Origin of the sequence: Mesorhizobium sp. M1142, from assembly GCF_040318565.1 — a bacterium.
Classification (GTDB): domain Bacteria; phylum Pseudomonadota; class Alphaproteobacteria; order Rhizobiales; family Rhizobiaceae; genus Mesorhizobium.
Genome location: NZ_JAMYMK010000003.1, coordinates 168,234 through 185,598, shown reverse-complemented (window position 1 = coordinate 185,598; position 17,365 = coordinate 168,234). Strand labels below are relative to the sequence as shown.

At 62.8% G+C, this 17,365-nt stretch carries 17 protein-coding genes; 9 read left to right on the top strand and 8 right to left on the bottom strand.

All coding sequences use genetic code 11. The features are described from left to right. Positions 1-8: 8 nt before the first annotated feature. Positions 9-662, bottom strand: coding sequence for a TetR/AcrR family transcriptional regulator (locus NKH42_RS07215; RefSeq protein ID WP_352504976.1), 654 nt, complete (start codon positions 660-662; stop codon positions 9-11). Positions 663-763: 101 nt separating this feature from the next. On the opposite strand from NKH42_RS07215, the gene NKH42_RS07210 reads away from it, so the two are divergent. Beyond that, complete coding sequence (locus tag NKH42_RS07210) at positions 764-1,210, top strand: hypothetical protein (RefSeq protein WP_352504975.1); 447 nt, start codon at positions 764-766, stop codon at positions 1,208-1,210. Positions 1,211-1,318: 108 nt separating this feature from the next. On the opposite strand, the gene phaR is transcribed toward NKH42_RS07210, so the two are convergent. After that, positions 1,319-1,927: a polyhydroxyalkanoate synthesis repressor PhaR gene (gene phaR / locus NKH42_RS07205; RefSeq protein ID WP_254816501.1), complete on the bottom strand. Its 609-nt coding sequence runs from the start codon at positions 1,925-1,927 to the stop codon at positions 1,319-1,321. 278 nt (positions 1,928-2,205) lie between these two features. Between phaR and NKH42_RS07200 the strand changes: the two genes are divergently transcribed. Next, positions 2,206-3,390, top strand: coding sequence for an acetyl-CoA C-acetyltransferase (locus NKH42_RS07200; RefSeq protein ID WP_254816500.1), 1,185 nt, complete (start codon positions 2,206-2,208; stop codon positions 3,388-3,390). A gap of 104 nt (positions 3,391-3,494) precedes the next feature. Then, positions 3,495-4,220 carry an acetoacetyl-CoA reductase gene (gene phbB, locus NKH42_RS07195; protein ID WP_352504974.1) on the top strand — a complete coding sequence of 242 codons (726 nt, stop codon included), beginning with the start codon at positions 3,495-3,497 and terminating at the stop codon, positions 4,218-4,220. 65 nt (positions 4,221-4,285) lie between these two features. Here the strand turns inward: phbB and NKH42_RS07190 are convergent, their stop codons facing one another. Next, positions 4,286-5,236 (bottom strand): FAD-dependent monooxygenase, encoded by a 951-nt coding sequence (locus NKH42_RS07190; RefSeq protein WP_352751210.1) that lies wholly within the window; start codon positions 5,234-5,236, stop codon positions 4,286-4,288. A 101-nt stretch (positions 5,237-5,337) separates the two neighbouring features. Then, complete coding sequence (locus NKH42_RS07185) at positions 5,338-5,535, bottom strand: FAD-dependent monooxygenase (RefSeq protein WP_352751212.1); 198 nt, start codon at positions 5,533-5,535, stop codon at positions 5,338-5,340. On the opposite strand from NKH42_RS07185, the gene NKH42_RS07180 reads away from it, so the two are divergent. The 5 genes from NKH42_RS07180 (at position 5,471) to NKH42_RS07160 (ending at position 12,138) form a co-directional block, all read left to right on the top strand. After that, positions 5,471-6,202 carry a TetR/AcrR family transcriptional regulator gene (locus NKH42_RS07180; RefSeq protein ID WP_352504972.1) on the top strand — a complete coding sequence of 244 codons (732 nt, stop codon included), beginning with the start codon at positions 5,471-5,473 and terminating at the stop codon, positions 6,200-6,202. The two genes, NKH42_RS07185 and NKH42_RS07180, sit on opposite strands and share 65 nt — an antisense overlap. A 701-nt stretch (positions 6,203-6,903) precedes the next feature. Next, positions 6,904-10,302, top strand: coding sequence for a helicase-related protein (locus tag NKH42_RS07175; protein WP_352504971.1), 3,399 nt, complete (start codon positions 6,904-6,906; stop codon positions 10,300-10,302). A gap of 12 nt (positions 10,303-10,314) precedes the next feature. Further along, on the top strand, positions 10,315-10,701 hold the full coding sequence (locus NKH42_RS07170; protein WP_254816495.1) for an RNA-binding S4 domain-containing protein: 387 nt from the start codon (positions 10,315-10,317) through the stop codon (positions 10,699-10,701). Positions 10,702-10,849: 148 nt separating this feature from the next. Further along, positions 10,850-11,188 carry a ferredoxin FdxA gene (gene fdxA, locus NKH42_RS07165; RefSeq protein WP_254816494.1) on the top strand — a complete coding sequence of 113 codons (339 nt, stop codon included), beginning with the start codon at positions 10,850-10,852 and terminating at the stop codon, positions 11,186-11,188. A 368-nt stretch (positions 11,189-11,556) separates the two neighbouring features. Next, a complete protein-coding gene (locus NKH42_RS07160) occupies positions 11,557-12,138 on the top strand; it encodes a CarD family transcriptional regulator (protein ID WP_006327799.1) in 582 nt (193 codons plus the stop codon). Positions 12,139-12,212: 74 nt separating this feature from the next. On the opposite strand, the gene NKH42_RS07155 is transcribed toward NKH42_RS07160, so the two are convergent. The 3 genes from NKH42_RS07155 to NKH42_RS07145 form a co-directional block, all read right to left on the bottom strand. Beyond that, the gene (locus NKH42_RS07155) at positions 12,213-12,986 is read right to left on the bottom strand and encodes an amino acid ABC transporter ATP-binding protein (RefSeq protein ID WP_254816493.1); all 774 of its coding nucleotides are present in this window, start codon (positions 12,984-12,986) and stop codon (positions 12,213-12,215) included. After that, positions 12,983-13,663, bottom strand: coding sequence for an ABC transporter permease subunit (locus NKH42_RS07150; protein WP_023721020.1), 681 nt, complete (start codon positions 13,661-13,663; stop codon positions 12,983-12,985). The genes NKH42_RS07155 and NKH42_RS07150 overlap by 4 nt, the downstream gene beginning before the upstream one ends. Positions 13,664-13,785: 122 nt before the next feature. After that, positions 13,786-14,559: an amino acid ABC transporter substrate-binding protein gene (locus NKH42_RS07145; RefSeq protein ID WP_352504970.1), complete on the bottom strand. Its 774-nt coding sequence runs from the start codon at positions 14,557-14,559 to the stop codon at positions 13,786-13,788. A gap of 325 nt (positions 14,560-14,884) precedes the next feature. On the opposite strand from NKH42_RS07145, the gene NKH42_RS07140 reads away from it, so the two are divergent. Further along, complete coding sequence (locus tag NKH42_RS07140; protein ID WP_254816490.1) at positions 14,885-15,742, top strand: RNA polymerase factor sigma-32; 858 nt, start codon at positions 14,885-14,887, stop codon at positions 15,740-15,742. A 13-nt stretch (positions 15,743-15,755) separates the two neighbouring features. Here NKH42_RS07140 and NKH42_RS07135 read toward each other — a convergent pair whose 3' ends face one another. Then, on the bottom strand, positions 15,756-17,225 hold the full coding sequence (locus NKH42_RS07135) for a M48 family metalloprotease (RefSeq protein WP_254817057.1): 1,470 nt from the start codon (positions 17,223-17,225) through the stop codon (positions 15,756-15,758). Between the last annotated feature and the right edge of the window lie 140 nt (positions 17,226-17,365).

Below are 17,365 nucleotides of genomic sequence, written 5' to 3'. Positions count from 1 at the left end.
TGGCGGATTTAAGCTTTAGATGGAATGGTCATACGGTTCATGAAAAGTCGGAGAGCCCGCTGCGCGGCCAGGGCTGGCGGCTCGGACGGATGCCATTCCCGGAAATGACCATCGAGCGCCATGCGTGCCAACCCATACACGAGTGCACGCGCGGCAAGCACAAGATGATCAAAGTCGGTGTCGGGAGCAAGCCGACCGTGTTGTTGCGCTTGCGTCAGCAAGTCGATCATCCTCCGCCGAATAGCCTCATTCTGATGACGAAGGCTGTCCGACGCTTCAAAATCAATTAGGGTTCTGGAACTGATGATCTGGAAATGCGTGGGGTTGGTAATTGCCCATTCCAGATAGCCTTGTCCGATTGCTTCGAAAGCCTCAATGGGATCTGCGCTGCCGATTTTCGACTGCGCCTTGGCAACAGCCTCTGTCAGCCGATCCATGGCCTGTTCGGCGACCGCGGTTAGCAACGCTGTTTTCGATCGAAAATGCCGGAATGGTGCGCCGGGTGAAACGCCGGCACGTTTTGCGGCTTCGCGTACGGAGACATGCTCGGCTCCCCGTTCCTCGATGATCTCCACGGTTGCCGTGATCAAGGCCTCGACAAGATTGCCGTGATGGTATCGCTTGGCATGTCCGGCTTCGTCGGAATCAGTAGTCTTGGTCATCTCAGCCAAATAGCACGAGAGCGGAATGTAATCGCTGATTATTTCCCTTGTGTTCGAGCACTGCATATGTAATCAGTGTTTACATCGCAACGGAGGTTATCATGTTTCGCATCATCGCAACGACTGCCCTCGCTTTTTCCTTATTGTCGCTCGTGTCTGCCGAGGCCGAGGATCGGCCCACCCTGGAAATCGCCTGGCCGACCGCAGGTTCAGTTGTCGAACTGGGCAATGCTCCTGAGAAGGCGATAGGCGTCGTCGTCAGGAGCAACTTCAGGCTGCTCGCTGCGGGTGAGTGCGGGGAAATCAGCCAATGCGGCCACGTGCATATGAAGATCGATCCCGACGGAGACACCTGCAACATCCCCGGCAAGCCGTACAACAGCATGAACAGCGACTTTGGCGGTGACCTTATCAAGGCCCGTTTCGGCCATTGCCCGAATGCCGCCGGCAGACACGTAATCGGCGTGCTTCTTGCCGATGATCATCACCGGCCCATTCTAGTAGACGGCAAACCTGTTACCGCTCTGGTGACGGTGACCACGAAATAGAGCATGCCACGATGCATAGCATGGATGACATCTCCGCCTTTCGAGACGAAGATGTTTATCACACGGTCTGCTGAAGGAAGTTTCGGCCGGCACTTCGCCAGCCGGCAGTCAGGACATCGTGTCGAGCTTGCGCTGCATCGCGGCGATCTGCTCCTTCAGTTCCTGAAGGTCGTCGGGTTTTTCCGGTGTTTCCTTCCTGGCCGGTTCGGCCGGGGCTGCTGCCGGCGCAGAGCCCGCAGGCGGGAACGGTGTGAACAGCCGCATGGCGTTCTGGAACATTTCCATGTTGCGCCGCGTCTGCTCCTCCAGCACCTTGATCGGCGTGGCGATCTTCATCATGTCCATCGGCGACTTGCCGAGCGCATCTTTCATCTGCTCGCGAAAGCGTTCCTGCTCCTTAGAGAACGCCAGCATTGACTGCTCGAGAAAGCTCGGCACGATCATCTGCATCTGGTCGCCGTAATAGGCGATGAGCTGACGCAGGAACGGGATCGGCAGCATGTTCTGCCCGTCCTTGTTCTCCAGCTCGAAGATGATCTGGGTCAGCACCGGATGCGTGATGTCGTCACCGGTCTTGGCGTCCTGGACAGTAAAGTCCTCGCCTTTTTTGACCATTTCAGCGAGATCCTCAAGCGTCACATAGGTGCTGGTGCCCGTATTGTAGAGACGGCGATTGGCATATTTCTTGATAACAATAGGTTCGTCTTTTGCGGCCATCTGCATCCTCCCCGGACACCGGGCAGCTTAAGTAAGCCGCCGGTAACGATTGCGCCTTTTTAAAGGATATGCGCAAAAGCGTCATGAATCCAAGCAGTTTGTGCAGTGCGGGAACATTTTATGCTGCGCAGCACGGACGGGCCGCCGTTGCAGCGACGTGCTGCATGCTTGCGGCAGTCGGACGCCATGCCCATTTCGGGTTTGACTCGGGTTGTGGAAAGGGCAAGAAAAGTCCCCGACGGCACCCGAAATCGTTCCCCGAAAGCCTGGAGAAGAACATGTCCGCTTCCAACGCCATCGTTGTCGCCAGTGCAGCGCGCACGCCTGTCGGCTCCTTCAACGGCGCCTTCGCCAACACGCCAGCCCATGAATTGGGTGCGGTCGCCGTCAGGGAAGCGCTTGTCCGTGCCGGCGTCGAGGGCAAGGAGGTGGACGAGGTCATTCTCGGCCAGATCCTGACCGCGGCCCAAGGGCAGAACCCGGCGCGGCAGGCGGCTATGGCCGCCGGCGTGCCGCAGGAGGCTACCTCCTGGGGCCTGAACCAGCTCTGCGGCTCGGGCTTGCGCGCCATCGCGCTCGGCATGCAGCAGATCGCCCAGGGCGACGCGAGGATCATCGTTGCCGGCGGCCAGGAATCGATGTCGATGGCTCCGCATGCGCAACATCTGCGCGGTGGCGTCAAGATGGGCGACTTCAAGCTGATCGACACCATGATCAAGGACGGCCTGACCGATGCGTTCTACGGCTATCATATGGGCAACACCGCGGAGAACGTCGCTCGCCAGTTCCAGATCACCCGCGACGACCAGGACCAGTTCGCACTGGCTTCCCAGAACAAGGCCGAGGCCGCGCAGAAAGCCGGAAAATTCAAGGACGAGATAGTTGCCTTCACAGTCAAGGGCAGGAAGGGCGACACCGTAGTCGACCAGGATGAATACATCCGCCACGGCGCGACAATCGATGCCATGACCAAGCTCAAGCCGGCCTTCGACAAGGAAGGCACGGTGACGGCAGCTAATGCCTCCGGCATCAACGACGGCGCCGCAGCTGTGGTGCTGATGACCGAAGCGGAAGCCGCAAGGCGCGGCATCACACCTCTGGTGCGTATCGTTTCCTGGGCGACCGCCGGCGTCGACCCGCAGATCATGGGGACGGGACCGATCCCCTCTTCGCGCAAGGCGCTGGCCAAGGCCGGCTGGTCGGTCGGCGACCTCGATCTGGTCGAAGCCAACGAGGCCTTCGCCGCGCAGGCCTGCGCCGTCAACAAGGACATGGGCTGGGACCCGGCGATCGTCAACGTCAATGGCGGCGCCATCGCCATCGGCCATCCGGTCGGTGCCTCGGGCGCCCGCATCTTCAACACGCTGGTCTACGAGATGCGCCGCAGAAGTGCCAAGAAAGGTCTTGCCACGCTGTGCATCGGCGGCGGTATGGGCGTTGCCATGTGCGTGGAAGCATTGTGATGAGATAGGCGATACGAGTAGGATGCTGGTGCAAAGCGAGTAGGGAATAGAGGGCAAACCCCACCGCTTCAACGCGCAGCCATCTGCATTTCCCGGGAGGACACATGACAAAGGTTGCAATCGTCACAGGCGGGTCGCGCGGCATCGGCGCGGCGATATCGGTCGCCTTGAAGAGCGCCGGCTATTCGGTGGCCGCAAACTACGCGGGCAACGAGGATGCGGCGGCAAAGTTCAAGGCAGCGACCGGCATCCCGGTCTATAAATGGTCGGTCGCCGACTATGAAGCCTGCACTGCCGGCATCAAACAGATAGAGGCCGATCTCGGTCCCGTCTCGGTGCTGGTCAACAATGCCGGCATCACCCGCGACGCGATGTTCCACAAGATGACGCGCGAGCAATGGAAAGAGGTCCTCGACACCAATCTTTCCGGCGTCTTCAACATGACGCATCCGTTGTGGGGTGGAATGCGCGACCGCAAGTTCGGCCGCATCATCACCATCTCCTCGATCAACGGCCAGAAAGGCCAGGTCGGCCAGGTCAATTATTCGGCTTCGAAGGCCGGCGACATCGGCTTCACCAAGGCACTGGCCCAAGAAGGCGCGCGCGCCGGCATCACCGTCAACGTCATCTGCCCCGGCTATATCGCCACCGAGATGGTCAAGGCGATGGACGAGAAGGTGCTCAACGAGCGTGTCATCCCGCACATCCCGGTCGGCCGTCTCGGCGAGCCGGAGGAGATCGCGCGCTGCGTCGTCTTCCTCGCTTCCGACGATGCCGGTTTCATCACCGGCTCGACCATTTCAGCCAATGGCGGCCAGTACATCAGCTGAGGCTTGGGATGTCGCGGATGCCCCCGTACCGGCCCGACGGCAGGTACGGGCAGATAGCCGGGCTGTCACGCGGCAAGCTTCAGCGCTGGGCTGGCTTCAGGCTGGGTTCGGGTAATTGAACCTGCCTTGCACGCGGGTGCCGGCAGACGGGCAAGCGGTGCCCGGCTGAGGCCCGACAGCTTCAAGGCGATGCGGCGCTTCAGGAATGGTGTGAGGTTCAGCACCGATAGTACGAGGTTGCGAACGAACCGCTTCACTGGACTGCGGGCAAGCGCCATGCCGGTCATCATGCCAGCCAGGTCAAGCACCTCTTGGGCTGCCGGGCGTCGCAGCGTTTCATAGAGTTCGAGCTCCGCTTCGGGGCGCACGCCGTTCACCACGTCGCCAAGCAATTGGCCAAGCACGACCGCGTCGACGATGCCGGTATTCATGCCTTGCCCTCCCGCCGGACTGTGCACGTGCGCGGCATCGCCCATCAGGAACAACCGGCCCTTGCGGTATGACCGGACCAGGCGGTGATGCACGCGAAACCGCGAGCTCCATTTCAGCTCAAGCACCCGGCCTCGTCTGCCGGTCGGTCCGCGGCTGTCGAGCAGCACCTGTATGTCTGCGACTGCGGGTTTTTCCGGTGCATCGTCCATTGTCGCGACGACGCGGTACGATCCGTCTGGGAGCGGCGCCACCACCACCAGTCCGGCTGGCGCAAAGAACAGCGATACTTCGGTTGGCCCAACCGGCCAGTCGAGACGAACGTCGGCGAGAACGAACGACGCCTCATAGGCCGCGCCGTCGAACTCGATGCCGGCCGAGTTGCGCACCAGGCTGTGCATGCCGTCGCCGCCAACGACGTAACGTGTCGATATGATCTTCTCGCGGCCGTTCTCGACCACCGTCACGCGCGCACCGTCAGTGTCCTGAACCACCGCTTTGGCCTCGACCATGCGGTGGATCACGCCGCCCAGGGCGGCAATCCGCTCGGCGAACACCTGCTCGGTGAGATTCTGAGGCAGCATCATCAGATAGGGATGTCTCGACGGAAGCTTTCCGAAATCGAGCTTGAGCAGTGCCCGGCTGCGATCTCGGATGGCGAAATTCTGCAGCTTCAGGGCAAGTTCGCTCAGCCGCGCGTGACGCCCAGAGGCTCCAGCGCTTCCAGCGTCTGAGCGTGGATGACGCCGGCCCGCGAGGTCTGAAGGCCCTCCCCAAGCCTGTCGATCAGAATATGGTCGACCCCGGCCTGGTGCAGCACGATGGACAGCGCCAAGCCGGTCGGGCCGGCGCCGATAATCAGGACTTCCGTTGCATCAGGCAACATTTTCGCTCTCCATTTATCAACACATGTTGACTTTCTAGCCGAAGCCATTGCATTTGTCAACAGCCGTTGGCATATGGATTTCATGAGCGAGAATCAGCAGAAGAAAACCAGCAAGTCGGACCGCACCCGCGCCCAGATCCTCGAAGCCGCGAGGCTGCTGTTCGCCAAGCACGGCTATGACGGCGCCTCCATCCGCGACGTCGCCGCCCATGCCTCGATCGATCCGGCCATGGTGATCCGCTATTTCCGCAGCAAGGACGAGCTATTCGCCAGAGCGGCGGTCGTCGACCTGAAATTGCCGGCACTGCGGGTGATCGATCGAACCGCCATCGGCAAGACACTGATCAGGCGATTTCTCGAAATCTGGGAAGATCCGGCCAACGGTACCGGCATGGCAATTCTGCTGCGGTCGGCGACGTCGAACGAATTCGCCGCCGAAAAGTTGCGCGATGTATTTGCCAACCAGGTGAGGCCACTGGTTGCGGCGGTCGCTGATCCCGCCGATGCGGGCCGGCGGGCCGGACTCATTTCCAGCCAGCTGCTGGGTTTGGCGATGTGCCGTTACCTGCTGGGCCTACCACCGGTCGTCGCCCTGTCTCACGACGAAATCATCCAGACCGTCGGCCCTACATTGCAGCGCTATGCCGTCGGAGAGGACGTGCCTTGAACAAGCCGTTCAGCGTGAGGCCGAGTCTGAGCCTCATGCGGCAAGTGCGCCGACCGATTGGCCATGACGCCGGCGTGTGCCGAACCAGCACGCAAAGGTTAATGGCCGCTGCGCAGCCTGTGCACAATCCGTCCCGCAGCCTGTGGATTCTCGGTGGAGAAGCTGTTCACAACACAACATGTTGCGGTGAACAAACCAAGAAACTTCGGCTATCTCTGATTCGTCGCCGATTCGTTCCGGCTTTGAGCGGAACGTTAACGACGAGAGCTGAAAACGCCCTCGAAATGATTAAAGCGCGTTAGGAAACATCAATAATTTCATAATGTTGTGCGAAGCAGATTGGCCACCCACGACCATTCACCGGCAAAGGTTAACCATGGTGCTCGCCTGGATGCCGCTTGCATGAATCGGGCCAGTTCCCGTGATTCAGCATGTGGTGAGGTACGCCGGCAGAAAACCCAGATGTAGCCGTGAACAAAACCTGAATCGGCGAGAGTCAGTGATTCGTCGCTGATTCGTTCCAGACTCGTTCCAACTGTTAATCGGGAACAGATTTTCTGGCTTTGAAGCGACCAATCGGCCTGCCCTCGGCACATTCCGCTTTCGCTTCGCGCCCGAAATCCCTATGTGTCGCCTGTCATACGCGGCCAATATGGGCGCGCTCCCGACAATGCGAGGCGGAGAGCCTTATTTCCAGGCCGATGAACATCCATCCGAAACACACTGAACCGCTGATCCTGACCGGCCGGGACGTGACGGCCGTGCTCGGCCCGACCAACACCGGCAAGACCCATCTCGCCATCGAACGCATGGTGGCGCATGAAAGCGGCGTCATCGGCCTGCCGCTCAGGCTGCTTGCCCGCGAGGTCTATGCGCGCGTCTGCGAGAAGGTCGGCGCCCATAAGGTTGCGCTCATCACCGGCGAGGAAAAGATCCAGCCGGCTGGCGCGAAATACTCGGTCTGCACGGTGGAAGCGATGCCGCGCGAGACCGACGCCGCCTTCGTTGCCATCGACGAGGTCCAGCTCGCCGGCGATCTCGAACGCGGCCACATCTTTACCGATCGCATCCTGCATCTGCGCGGCCGCCAGGAGACGCTGCTGCTTGGCGCGGCCACCATGCACGGCATCCTGCAGCGCCTGCTGCGGGGCGTGTCGGTGGTGACCCGGCCACGGCTGTCGCATCTTGCTTATGCCGGCTCGAAGAAGCTGACCCGCCTGCCGCGGCGCACCGCGATCGTCGCCTTCTCGGCCGACGAGGTCTATGCCATTGCCGAGCTGATCCGCCGCCAGCAAGGCGGTGCCGCCGTCGTGCTCGGCGCACTCAGCCCGCGCACCCGCAACGCCCAGGTGGCGCTGTTCCAGTCGGGTGACGTCGACTACCTCGTCGCAACCGACGCCATCGGCATGGGCCTCAACCTCGACCTCGACCACGTCGCCTTCGCCCAGAACCGTAAATTCGACGGCTACCAGTACCGCAACCTGACAGCGGCCGAGCTCGGCCAGATTGCCGGCCGCGCCGGCCGGCATCTGCGCGACGGCACCTTCGGCGTCACCGGCCAGGTCGATCCGCTGGATGAGGAACTGGTCAAGAAGATCGTGGCGCATGATTTCGACCCGGTGAAAGTGCTGCAGTGGCGCACCGCGCATTTCGATTTAGCCAACCTCGATGCGCTGAAGCGCTCGATCGAGACCAACGCCCCGGTCGAGGGCCTGACGCGCGCGCTGCCGGCCGTGGACGCGCAGGCGCTCGAGCATCTGTCGCGCGACGAGGACGTCCGGGCACTCACCACCGATGCGAGACGCGTGGCGCTGCTGTGGGAAGCCTGCGCGCTTCCCGACTACAGGAAGATCGCGCCGGCCCAGCACGCCGACTTGATCGCCTCCATTTACATGGACCTTGCCAGGCATGGCCATGTCGACGAGAACTACATGGCCGAGCAGGTGCGCCGTGCCGACACCACCGAAGGCGACATCGACACGCTGTCGCACAGGATTGCCCAGATCCGCACATGGACCTTCGTTTCCAACCGACCCGGCTGGCTGGCCGATCGGGCACACTGGCAGGAAAAGACGCGCGAAATCGAAGACAGATTGTCGGATGCGCTGCATGAGCGGTTGACGAAACGTTTTGTAGACCGCAGGACTTCCGTCCTCATGCGGCGCCTTAGAGAAAACACGATGCCTGAAGCCGAAATCAGCCCAACCGGAACCGTCCTCGTCGAAGGCCATCATGTCGGCGAGCTGCAGGGTTTCCGCTTTACCGCCGACCAGAGCGCCGGCGGCGAGGACGCCAAGGCGGTGCGGGCGGCGGCGCAGAAGGCGCTTGCCGCCGAGTTCGAGGCGCGGGCCGAGCGCTTCGGCGCCTCTGCCAATGGCGACATCGCCCTGGGTTCGGATGGCACGCTGCGCTGGATCGGCGCGCCGATCGGCACGCTGGTCGCCGGCGAAGACGCTTTGAAGCCGCGTCTTGTCCTGCTGGCCGACGAGCAGCTCACCGGTCCGGCCCGCGACAAGGTTGCGGCGCGCGCCGAGCGCTTCGTCAATTTCCAGATCGAATCCCTGCTGAAGCCGCTGGTCGACCTCAAGAATGCCGAGCAGATCACCGGCATCGGCCGCGGCATCGCTTTCCAGCTTGTCGAGCATTTCGGCCTCATCAACCGTCGCGACATCGCCGACGAGATGAAGTCGCTCGACCAGGAAGGCCGCGCGGCGCTTCGCCGCCTCGGCGTGCGCTTCGGCGCCTACCATGTCTTTGTGCCGGCGCTGATCAAGCCGGCGCCGGCCGGGTTGATCACGCTCCTGTGGGCGCTGAGAAACGACGGCAAGGACAAGCCCGGCTTCGGCGATGTCGTTCACGCACTGGCCTCCGGCCGCACCTCGGTGGTCATCGATCCGACCTTCGACAAGACCTTCTACAAGCTTGCCGGCTACCGCAATCTTGGCCGGCGTGCTGTACGCGTCGATATTCTCGAGCGGCTGGCCGACCTGATCCGGCCGGCGACCAACTGGAAGCCGGGCCTCGGGCCTCGCCCCGATGGCGCCTATGACGGCCAGTCCTTCATGGTGACGCCGCCGATGATGTCGATCCTCGGCGCGACCGCCGACGACATGGAAGAAATCCTGAAGGGGCTCGGCTATCGCGCTGATGCCAAACCGGCGGCCGAGGTCAAGGCGCGGCTCGAAGCACAGGACAATGCCGCGCGCGAAGCGGCCGCTGCAAAGCAGGCGGCTGAAGACGCAACGCGAGTCGAGCAGGCGAGGATGGCGGAAGCATCTGCCGCGGCAGAGCCGCCGGCGGAGGCTTCGGAACCCGTGTCGGATGCGGCTCCCGTTGCGGAGGCGGCGGCCGAAGCTGTAACCGAAGCGACGGCAGAGCCTGTCGCGGAAGCTCCAGCCCCTGAAGCTGCGGCAGAAGTCACGCAAGAGATCCTGCCCACCGCCGAAGCGGTTGCAGAACCAGCGGCCGAGCCAAGGGCGGCGGAACTTGGGGCGGAAACTGAGGCTATGGCACCGGCAGAGCCGCCGATCTTCGAAACGACGGAAACATCGCCGGCCGAACCTGCAGCGACGGCGGAAGCAGTCGCCGACGACGCTGCCCCGGAGGCGGAGGAGCCAAAACCTATCCTGTTGTGGCGGCAGGGTCGTTTCGACCAGCGCCCGCGTCATCGCCAGCATGACCACCGCCCCCGGGACAATCAACGGGGCGCTCGCGCGCGCAATGGTCAAGCTGCGCCGGACAGTCGCAGCGATGCGCCGGTAGATGCGGGCGGGCAACCGACACCAGGCGACCGGGCCGCCCGTCAGGGGCGCCACGACCCGCGTGACGGCGCCGGCAAACCGCGCTTCGATCGCAGCAAGTTCAAGCCTAAACCGCAAGGCGAGGCTGGAGAGCAGCGCGCCGGCAAGCCACAAGGCGACCGCCCCGACCGGCGCGAAAACCGGCCCGACTGGAAGGCTGGCCGGCAGGACGGTAAAGGCAGCGCCCAAGGCGCAAAGCCCGCCTTCCAGTCGAAACCGCGTGAGGAACGCCCGGTCCGCTTCGACCCGGACTCGCCCTTCGCCAAGCTCGCCGCGTTGCGCGACCAGCTGAAGAAGTAAGCTGCTCGTCCAATGGTCACTGATGCCCGCCAGCGCATCGACAAGTGGCTGTTCTTCTCGCGCGCGGTAAAATCGCGCACGCTGGCAGCCAGGCTGGTCGTCGCCGGACGCGTCCGCATCAATCGCGACAAAGCAGCGCAGGCCTCCGATGCGGTCCGGCCGGGCGACGTTTTGACCATCACGCTGGAGCGGCGGATCTTCGTCTGGAAAGTCCTTGGCACCGGCGTACGGCGTGGCCCGGCCGAAGAGGCCCGCCTGCTCTACGAGGACATGTCGCCGCCCGCCACGCCCAAGGGCGAGGCGCTTCCGGATGCGGTGCCGCCGTTGCGCGAGGCCGGCAGCGGTCGCCCGACGAAGAAGGAACGCCGCCAGACCGACCACCTGCTCGGCGACGATTGAGCAAGGTCGAACGCCCGCTTTGCCGGCCTTCCGGAATTCCATTCCGGAAACCGCGGCACCGCTGGCAGGGGCCGCCCTTGCCACCAGCGGACAAAGGCGTTACCTCACCAAAAAAGCCCAACAAAATGGGACGTCCCGGAGCCGACCAATGACCTATGTCGTGACCGACAATTGCATAAAATGCAAATACATGGACTGCATCGAGGTCTGTCCGGTCGACTGCTTCTACGAAGGTGAGAACATGCTCGTCATCCACCCGGACGAGTGCATCGATTGCGGCGTCTGCGAACCGGAATGCCCGGCCGACGCGATCAAGCCCGATACCGAACCGGGCCTCGACAAATGGCTGCAGATCAACACCGAATATGCCGAGAAATGGCCCAACATCACCGCCAAGAAGGAGCCGCCGGCCGACGCTAAAACTTTCGATGGCGAAACTGGCAAGTTCGAGAAATATTTCTCCCCCGAGCCCGGCGAAGGCGACTGACGAGCCCGCCGGCTGCGGCCGCCTGACGCCGCTTAACAGACGTGATACATTAACTGCCTTGACAGGCGGCAACGGCGCGTGGCCTTCGCGCGTGCAGCAAAACCTTGATTCTTCCGACTTTTTGTGTTAAATCAGCCAAACATGCCGGTGACACAACGTCGATTTATGGCGCAAACGCCCCAAATCACTGAAAGGTGAATTTCTCAATCCGGACCAGAGCGATCTGGGGCAGGCGGTCGCAATGTTGCGATTTGCCGGTCCTGGCCTTTCCGGTGAGTTCATCGTTGTGTGGCTAAGGACCGGTCACCCCGGTCGCACGAGTTCGGGCCGGCACGATGCCGGTACCACAACAAGGAGTTCAGGGCGTAATGGCAACGATCACCCCGCAGAAGAAGTCCACCGCAGCGCGCCACGGTTTCAAGACCGGCGAGTACATCGTCTATCCGGCGCATGGTGTCGGCCAGATCGTCTCGATCGATGAGCAGGAAGTCGCGGGCCACAAGCTGGAGCTGTTCGTCATCGACTTCCAGAAGGACAAGATGCGCCTCAAGGTGCCGGTCGCCAAGGCGACCTCGATCGGCATGCGCAAGCTGTCGGAAGAGGATTATGTCGAGCGCGCGCTGAAGGTCGTGCAGGGCCGCGCCCGCGTCAAGCGCACCATGTGGTCGCGCCGCGCCCAGGAATATGATGCCAAGATCAACTCCGGCGATCTGATCTCGATCTCGGAAGTGGTGCGTGACCTCTATCGCGCCGACAACCAGCCGGAGCAGTCCTATTCCGAGCGCCAGCTCTACGAGGCGGCCCTCGACCGCATGGCCCGCGAGATCGCGGCCGTCAACCGCATGTCGGAGACCGAAGCGGTTCGCCTCATCGAGGTGAACCTCAACAAGGGCCCCAAGCGCGGCGCCAAGGCAGACAACGAGGAAGCCGAGCAGGAAGAGGCTGCCTGAGCTTTTCGCCTTCGAATCAGAAAAACCCGGCCTCGCGCCGGGTTTTTTGTTTTGGCTGACCGGTAATGGCCATTCTAGCTCTTGCCGCCGCCTTCCCGTTCCGCCTCCTGCTTCAGCGTGGCGATGAACCGCTTGGTCCGCTGGCGCTCGGGGTTGCTGAACAGCACCGCGGCCGGCCCTTGTTCGACGATGTTGCCGGCATCGAGGAACACCACTTCCCGCGCGATCTTCGAGGCGAGCCGCAGATCATGCGTCGCCATCACCATGGTCGTGCCCTCGCTGGCGAGCTTGCCGAGCACGTCGACCACCTCCTGCGCCAGTTCCGGATCAAGTGCAGAGGTCGGCTCGTCGCAGAGCAGGACTTTCGGCGAAGGCGCCAGCGCCCGGGCAATCGCTACGCGCTGCTGCTGGCCGCCTGACAGCGTCGCCGGCCAGGCGTCGGCCTTATGCGCCATGCCGACCTTTTCGAGCAGGGCGAGCGCCCGTCCGCGCGCTCTTTCCTTGGGCCATTTCAGCACCGTCACCAGCCCCTCCATGATGTTCTCGATCGCAGTGCGATGCGGAAACAACTGGAAATTCTGGAACACCATGCCGGTCTGCAGCCGCAGTCGCTGGATATCCCTGGTCGAGACCCTGCCGCCGGGGTGGAATTCGAGTGCATCGTCGCCGATCCGCACCGTGCCTGAAGTCGGCAGCTCGAGCAGGTTGATGCAGCGCAAAAGCGTGCTCTTCCCTCCGCCCGACGGCCCGACAAGCGCCGTGACGCTGCCTTCCTCGATGGTGACGGTCACGCCCTTCAGCACCAAATTGTCGCCGAAACGCTTTTCGATGTTGGTGAGGCCGATCATGCGCGCGCCTCCAGGAAGCCGCCATAACGGTTGAGCCGCGTTTCCAGCCGCGCCTGCAAGGCCGACAGCACGGAGCTCATGACCAGATAGAGAGCCGCTGCCTCGACATAGAGGATCAGCGGCTCATAGGTGGTGGCGACGATGCGCTGCGCCGCCTGGAACATCTCCGGCACGGTGATGGCGGCGGCGAGCGAAGTGTCCTTGACCAGCGAGATGAAGGTGTTGGACAGCGGCGGCACGGCGACGCGCCCCGCCTGTGGAAGAATGGTGCGCCGCATTGCCTGGGCCCAGGTCATGCCGATCGAATAGGCCGCTTCCCACTGGCCCTTGGGCACCGAACCGATGACGGCGCGGATGATTTCCGACGAATATGCGCCGATGTTCAAGGTAAAGCCGATCAGTGCTGCCGGAAAGGCGTCGAGCAGGATGCCGACCGATGGCAGGCCGTAGAAGATCAGGAACAGTTGCACAAGAAGCGGCGTGCCGCGGAATATCCAGACGTAGAAGCGGACCACGGCGACCAGCGGTTTGGGACCGAACAGCCGGACAAGCGCCACAACCAGGCCTAGGACAAGACCGAATGCAAACGACAGCAGCGTCAACGGCACGGTGAAGATGAGTGCGGCCCACAGCAGCGTAGGCAGGGATTCCAGCATCAATTGCAGCCAGTGCGGCACGAAGGCTCCTCCTTGCCAGATTGCCGTCGCTCATATCACGCGAAAGCGGCGGGCCGTCAAAAGACAGCTCGCCGCGATATGAACGACGCGGGCCGGCGTTCGGCCCACACGAGAAAGCCGTTTTACTTCGAAACGTCCTGGCCGAAATAGGTCTCGGCGATTTTCTTGTAGGTGCCGTCGGCCTTGATGTCGGCCAGCGCCTTATTGATGGCGGCCACCAGTTCCGGATCGCCCTTGCGCACGATGACGCCGGAATAGTCGGCGTTTTCCTCCTGCGCGGCAATCTTCACATTGGCGTCGGGCTTGTGCTTCTTGAAGTCGAGGAAGGACAGGCTGTCATTGATGGTGGCGTCGGCGCGGCCGGTAAGAAGAAGCTGGATCGACTGGTCGAAGCCGTCGGTGCCGACGAGTTCGGCGCCGTTGGTTTCAGCCAGCTTGCCGAAGTTCGAAGTCAGCGACTGCGCCGCCTTCTTGCCCTTGAGATCGGCGAAGCTCTTGATATCGGTGTTGTCGCCACGCACGATCAGCACCGCCTTGGAGGCGATGTAGGGATCCGAAAAGTCATATTTGGCCTTGCGCGCCTCGGTGATGCCGACCTCGTTGATGACGGCATCGTAGCGGTTGGCGTCGAGACCGGCGATCAGCCCGTCCCATTTGCCTTCGAGGAACTGGGCTTTGACGCCGAGGCGCTCGGCGATGGCCCGTGCGATCTCGACGTCGAAGCCGACGAGCGCGCCGGAAGCATCATGATAGGTGAAGGGCGCATAGGTTCCTTCCGTGCCGACCTTGAAGACGCCGGACTGCTTGATCTGGTCGAGATTGGCGCCGGCATGACCGGCGGCGATGGCCAGAACCTGCAGCGTTCCGGCGATAATAAGCGATTTGAGCCATTTCATTTTTCTGTGATCCCGTCCTTGGCCGATGTCCGGCGTCATTGCGAGTGCCGGAAAATGACAGATGCGCGATGCCGGAATAAGAAACTAAATTTCAAAAATCTCGCGCCCTTGAAATCCAATTCTCAACCAGCAGTTCCCGGCGCCATCCGGCTGAGTCAAGGCCGGTGGCGAATCGCCTGGAACAGCGCAATCGACATGACAGTCCAGGGGAACATTCCCCCGCATGGCACGTTCTTCGCTGTTGTAGGGCGCGGCGCCGCCATTTCAACCATCGGCGCCAACTCACGATTCGATCGCACCGCAACGCCTGAAGCAGGAGCGCGGCATGATGGAAGACAGTGCAGGACGGACCATGGTTCGCGCGGCGATGAAAGCCCCTTATCTGGAACGTGACGAAGAGCATCTCCTGGCGCTGCGCTGGAAGGAAAACAATGACCAGCACGCGCTGCACCGCATCACCGTCGCACATATGCGGCTGGTCATTTCCATGGCGTCGCGGTTTCGCCACTACGGCCTTCCGCTGGGCGACCTGATCCAGGAAGGCCATGTCGGGCTGCTGGAGGCCGCGGCCCGTTTCGAGCCCGAGCGCGAGGTGCGGTTCTCGACCTATGCGACATGGTGGATCCGCGCATCGATGCAGGACTATATCCTGCGCAACTGGTCGATCGTGCGCGGCGGCACCAGCTCCGCGCAAAAGGCGCTGTTCTTCAACCTGCGCCGTCTGCGCGCCCGCCTGGCAAACGGCGCCGAGCAGACGTCGAATGCCACGCTCTACCGCGAAGTGTCGGCGGCTCTCGGGGTATCGGAGGCGGATGTGGCGATGATGGATTCCCGCCTTTCGGCGCCGGACAGCTCGCTCAACACGCCGCTTGCCGACGATGCGGGCGCAACCGAGCGGATGGAGTTCCTGGTTTCGGATGACCCGCTGCCCGATGAGGTCGTCGGCGACACGATCGACGTCGAACGCCGCTCGGTGTGGCTGAAGACGGCGCTCGGCGCTCTCAATGCGCGCGAGCTCAGGATTATCGAGGAACGCCGGCTGAGCGACGAGGGCGCGACGCTCGAAGCGCTTGGCGAGACGCTCGGCATCTCCAAGGAACGTGTCCGGCAGATCGAGGCGCGCGCCATGGAAAAGCTCAAGGCGGCGCTGGTAAAGCAGAATCCGGAATTTCTCGCAGCCTGAATCGCGTCGGCTGCTATTTGTCGGTGACGATCTTAACCTTGTCGCCGGCCGAAACCGCCGCACCCGGCGACAGCGCGTTGAGCACCCTGAACAAATCCAGCTTGCGGTCCACGCCGACCATCTGTGCGGCCAGGGAGCCCATTGTCTGGCCGGGCTGCACCGTGACGATGCGGATACGCAGTGGCTTCAGTGCTGCCTTCTCGGCAGCACTCAGGATGCGGAATGAGCCGCTGACCGAGCGCGCCACCGTGCTCAGCGAGGTGCTGGCCGACGGTGCAGCAGTCAGCAAGCGGTAGACCTGGCCGCCGGCGCGGATCACCGCAATATCGAATTGCCAGCCATCGGCGCCGGCATGCGCGGTCGCCGCTTCGTTGCCGTTGATCGTTTCCTGACGCACGCTGCTGTCGTCGAGGCCGGCAACCCAGCCGCTGCGGATGTAGTCGGTCAGCGAGCGGTCCTTGTCGATCGAAACGCCGTCGAAGCGGATTGCCATGTCGCCCGGGCCTGTGGCCGTCACCGCCGCCGCCGAATTGTCGATGATGAAGCCGTTGGGCACTGAGAACGACACGCCGAGGCCAGGATGCAGGAAGGTTTCGCCGCGCACATAGCCTTCCTCCGGCGTGTCGCCGTAGAGCAGCCCGTCTATGCCGGCAAGGAACGAATCGCGGTCGCGCGACCCGACACCGGGCGCGCCGAACTGGCGGGCGTGGCGCTGCGCGAGATCGATACGCTGCGGCGTGTTGGGGTGCGTCGCCAGGAAGTCGAGGCTGGCGTCGGTGGCGCCGCTGATCGAGCGGAAATCGGTATAGGCCGACATCGACTGCAGGAAGCGGCCGGCGGCGTAGGGGTCGAAACCGGCTTCGCCGATCGACTTGATGCCGATGGCATCGGCCTCCAGCTCCTGATTGCGCGAGAACTGGGCCAGCCTCAGCTTGCCGCGGATCAGCGCCGCCTTGGCCGTCGGGTTGTCGCCGAGCACGTCCGAAACGACCTTGGTCGCCAACCCCTCTTCGGCTTCCAGCTGCTGGCGCTGCAGACCATGATTGGCCGTAACGTGGCCCATCTCATGCGCAATGACGGCGGCAAGCTCGGCTGAATCGTTGGCCAACGCCAGCAGGCCGCGGGTGATGTAGAGATAGCCGCCCGGCAGCGCGAAGGCATTGACGTTGGGCGAGTTGAGGATGGTGATGCGGTAGGTCTGGGTCGGGTTGGCCGACACCACGGTCAGTCTGCCGACGACCTTGGCCACCATGCGCTCGAGCTTGGGGTCGGAATACTCGCCGCCATAGGTGGCGAGGATGCGCGGGTGCTGCGCCTTCGCCAGTTCGGCGAGCCTGCTGTTAGCGGCGACATTGTCGACCGTAATCGGCTTGTCGGAGGGCTGGAAGCCCGATTCCTGCACGTCGGGAGGCGTGAACATCTGGCAGCTTGCCAGCGCCACGGCAAGACCGGCCAGCGCAAGAAAGCGCGCCAGCGGTTTCAGCCTCCGATTGTCGATGCCGGTCGGCAGGTCGGCTTCCTTTCAAGTCCTGGGACGTGACCGCGAAAATCGGGCGCGATTTCCGGAAAGCATCACGCGCAAAATCAAGTTCTACGGCGTCCTTCGTGCGTCCGACAGATACG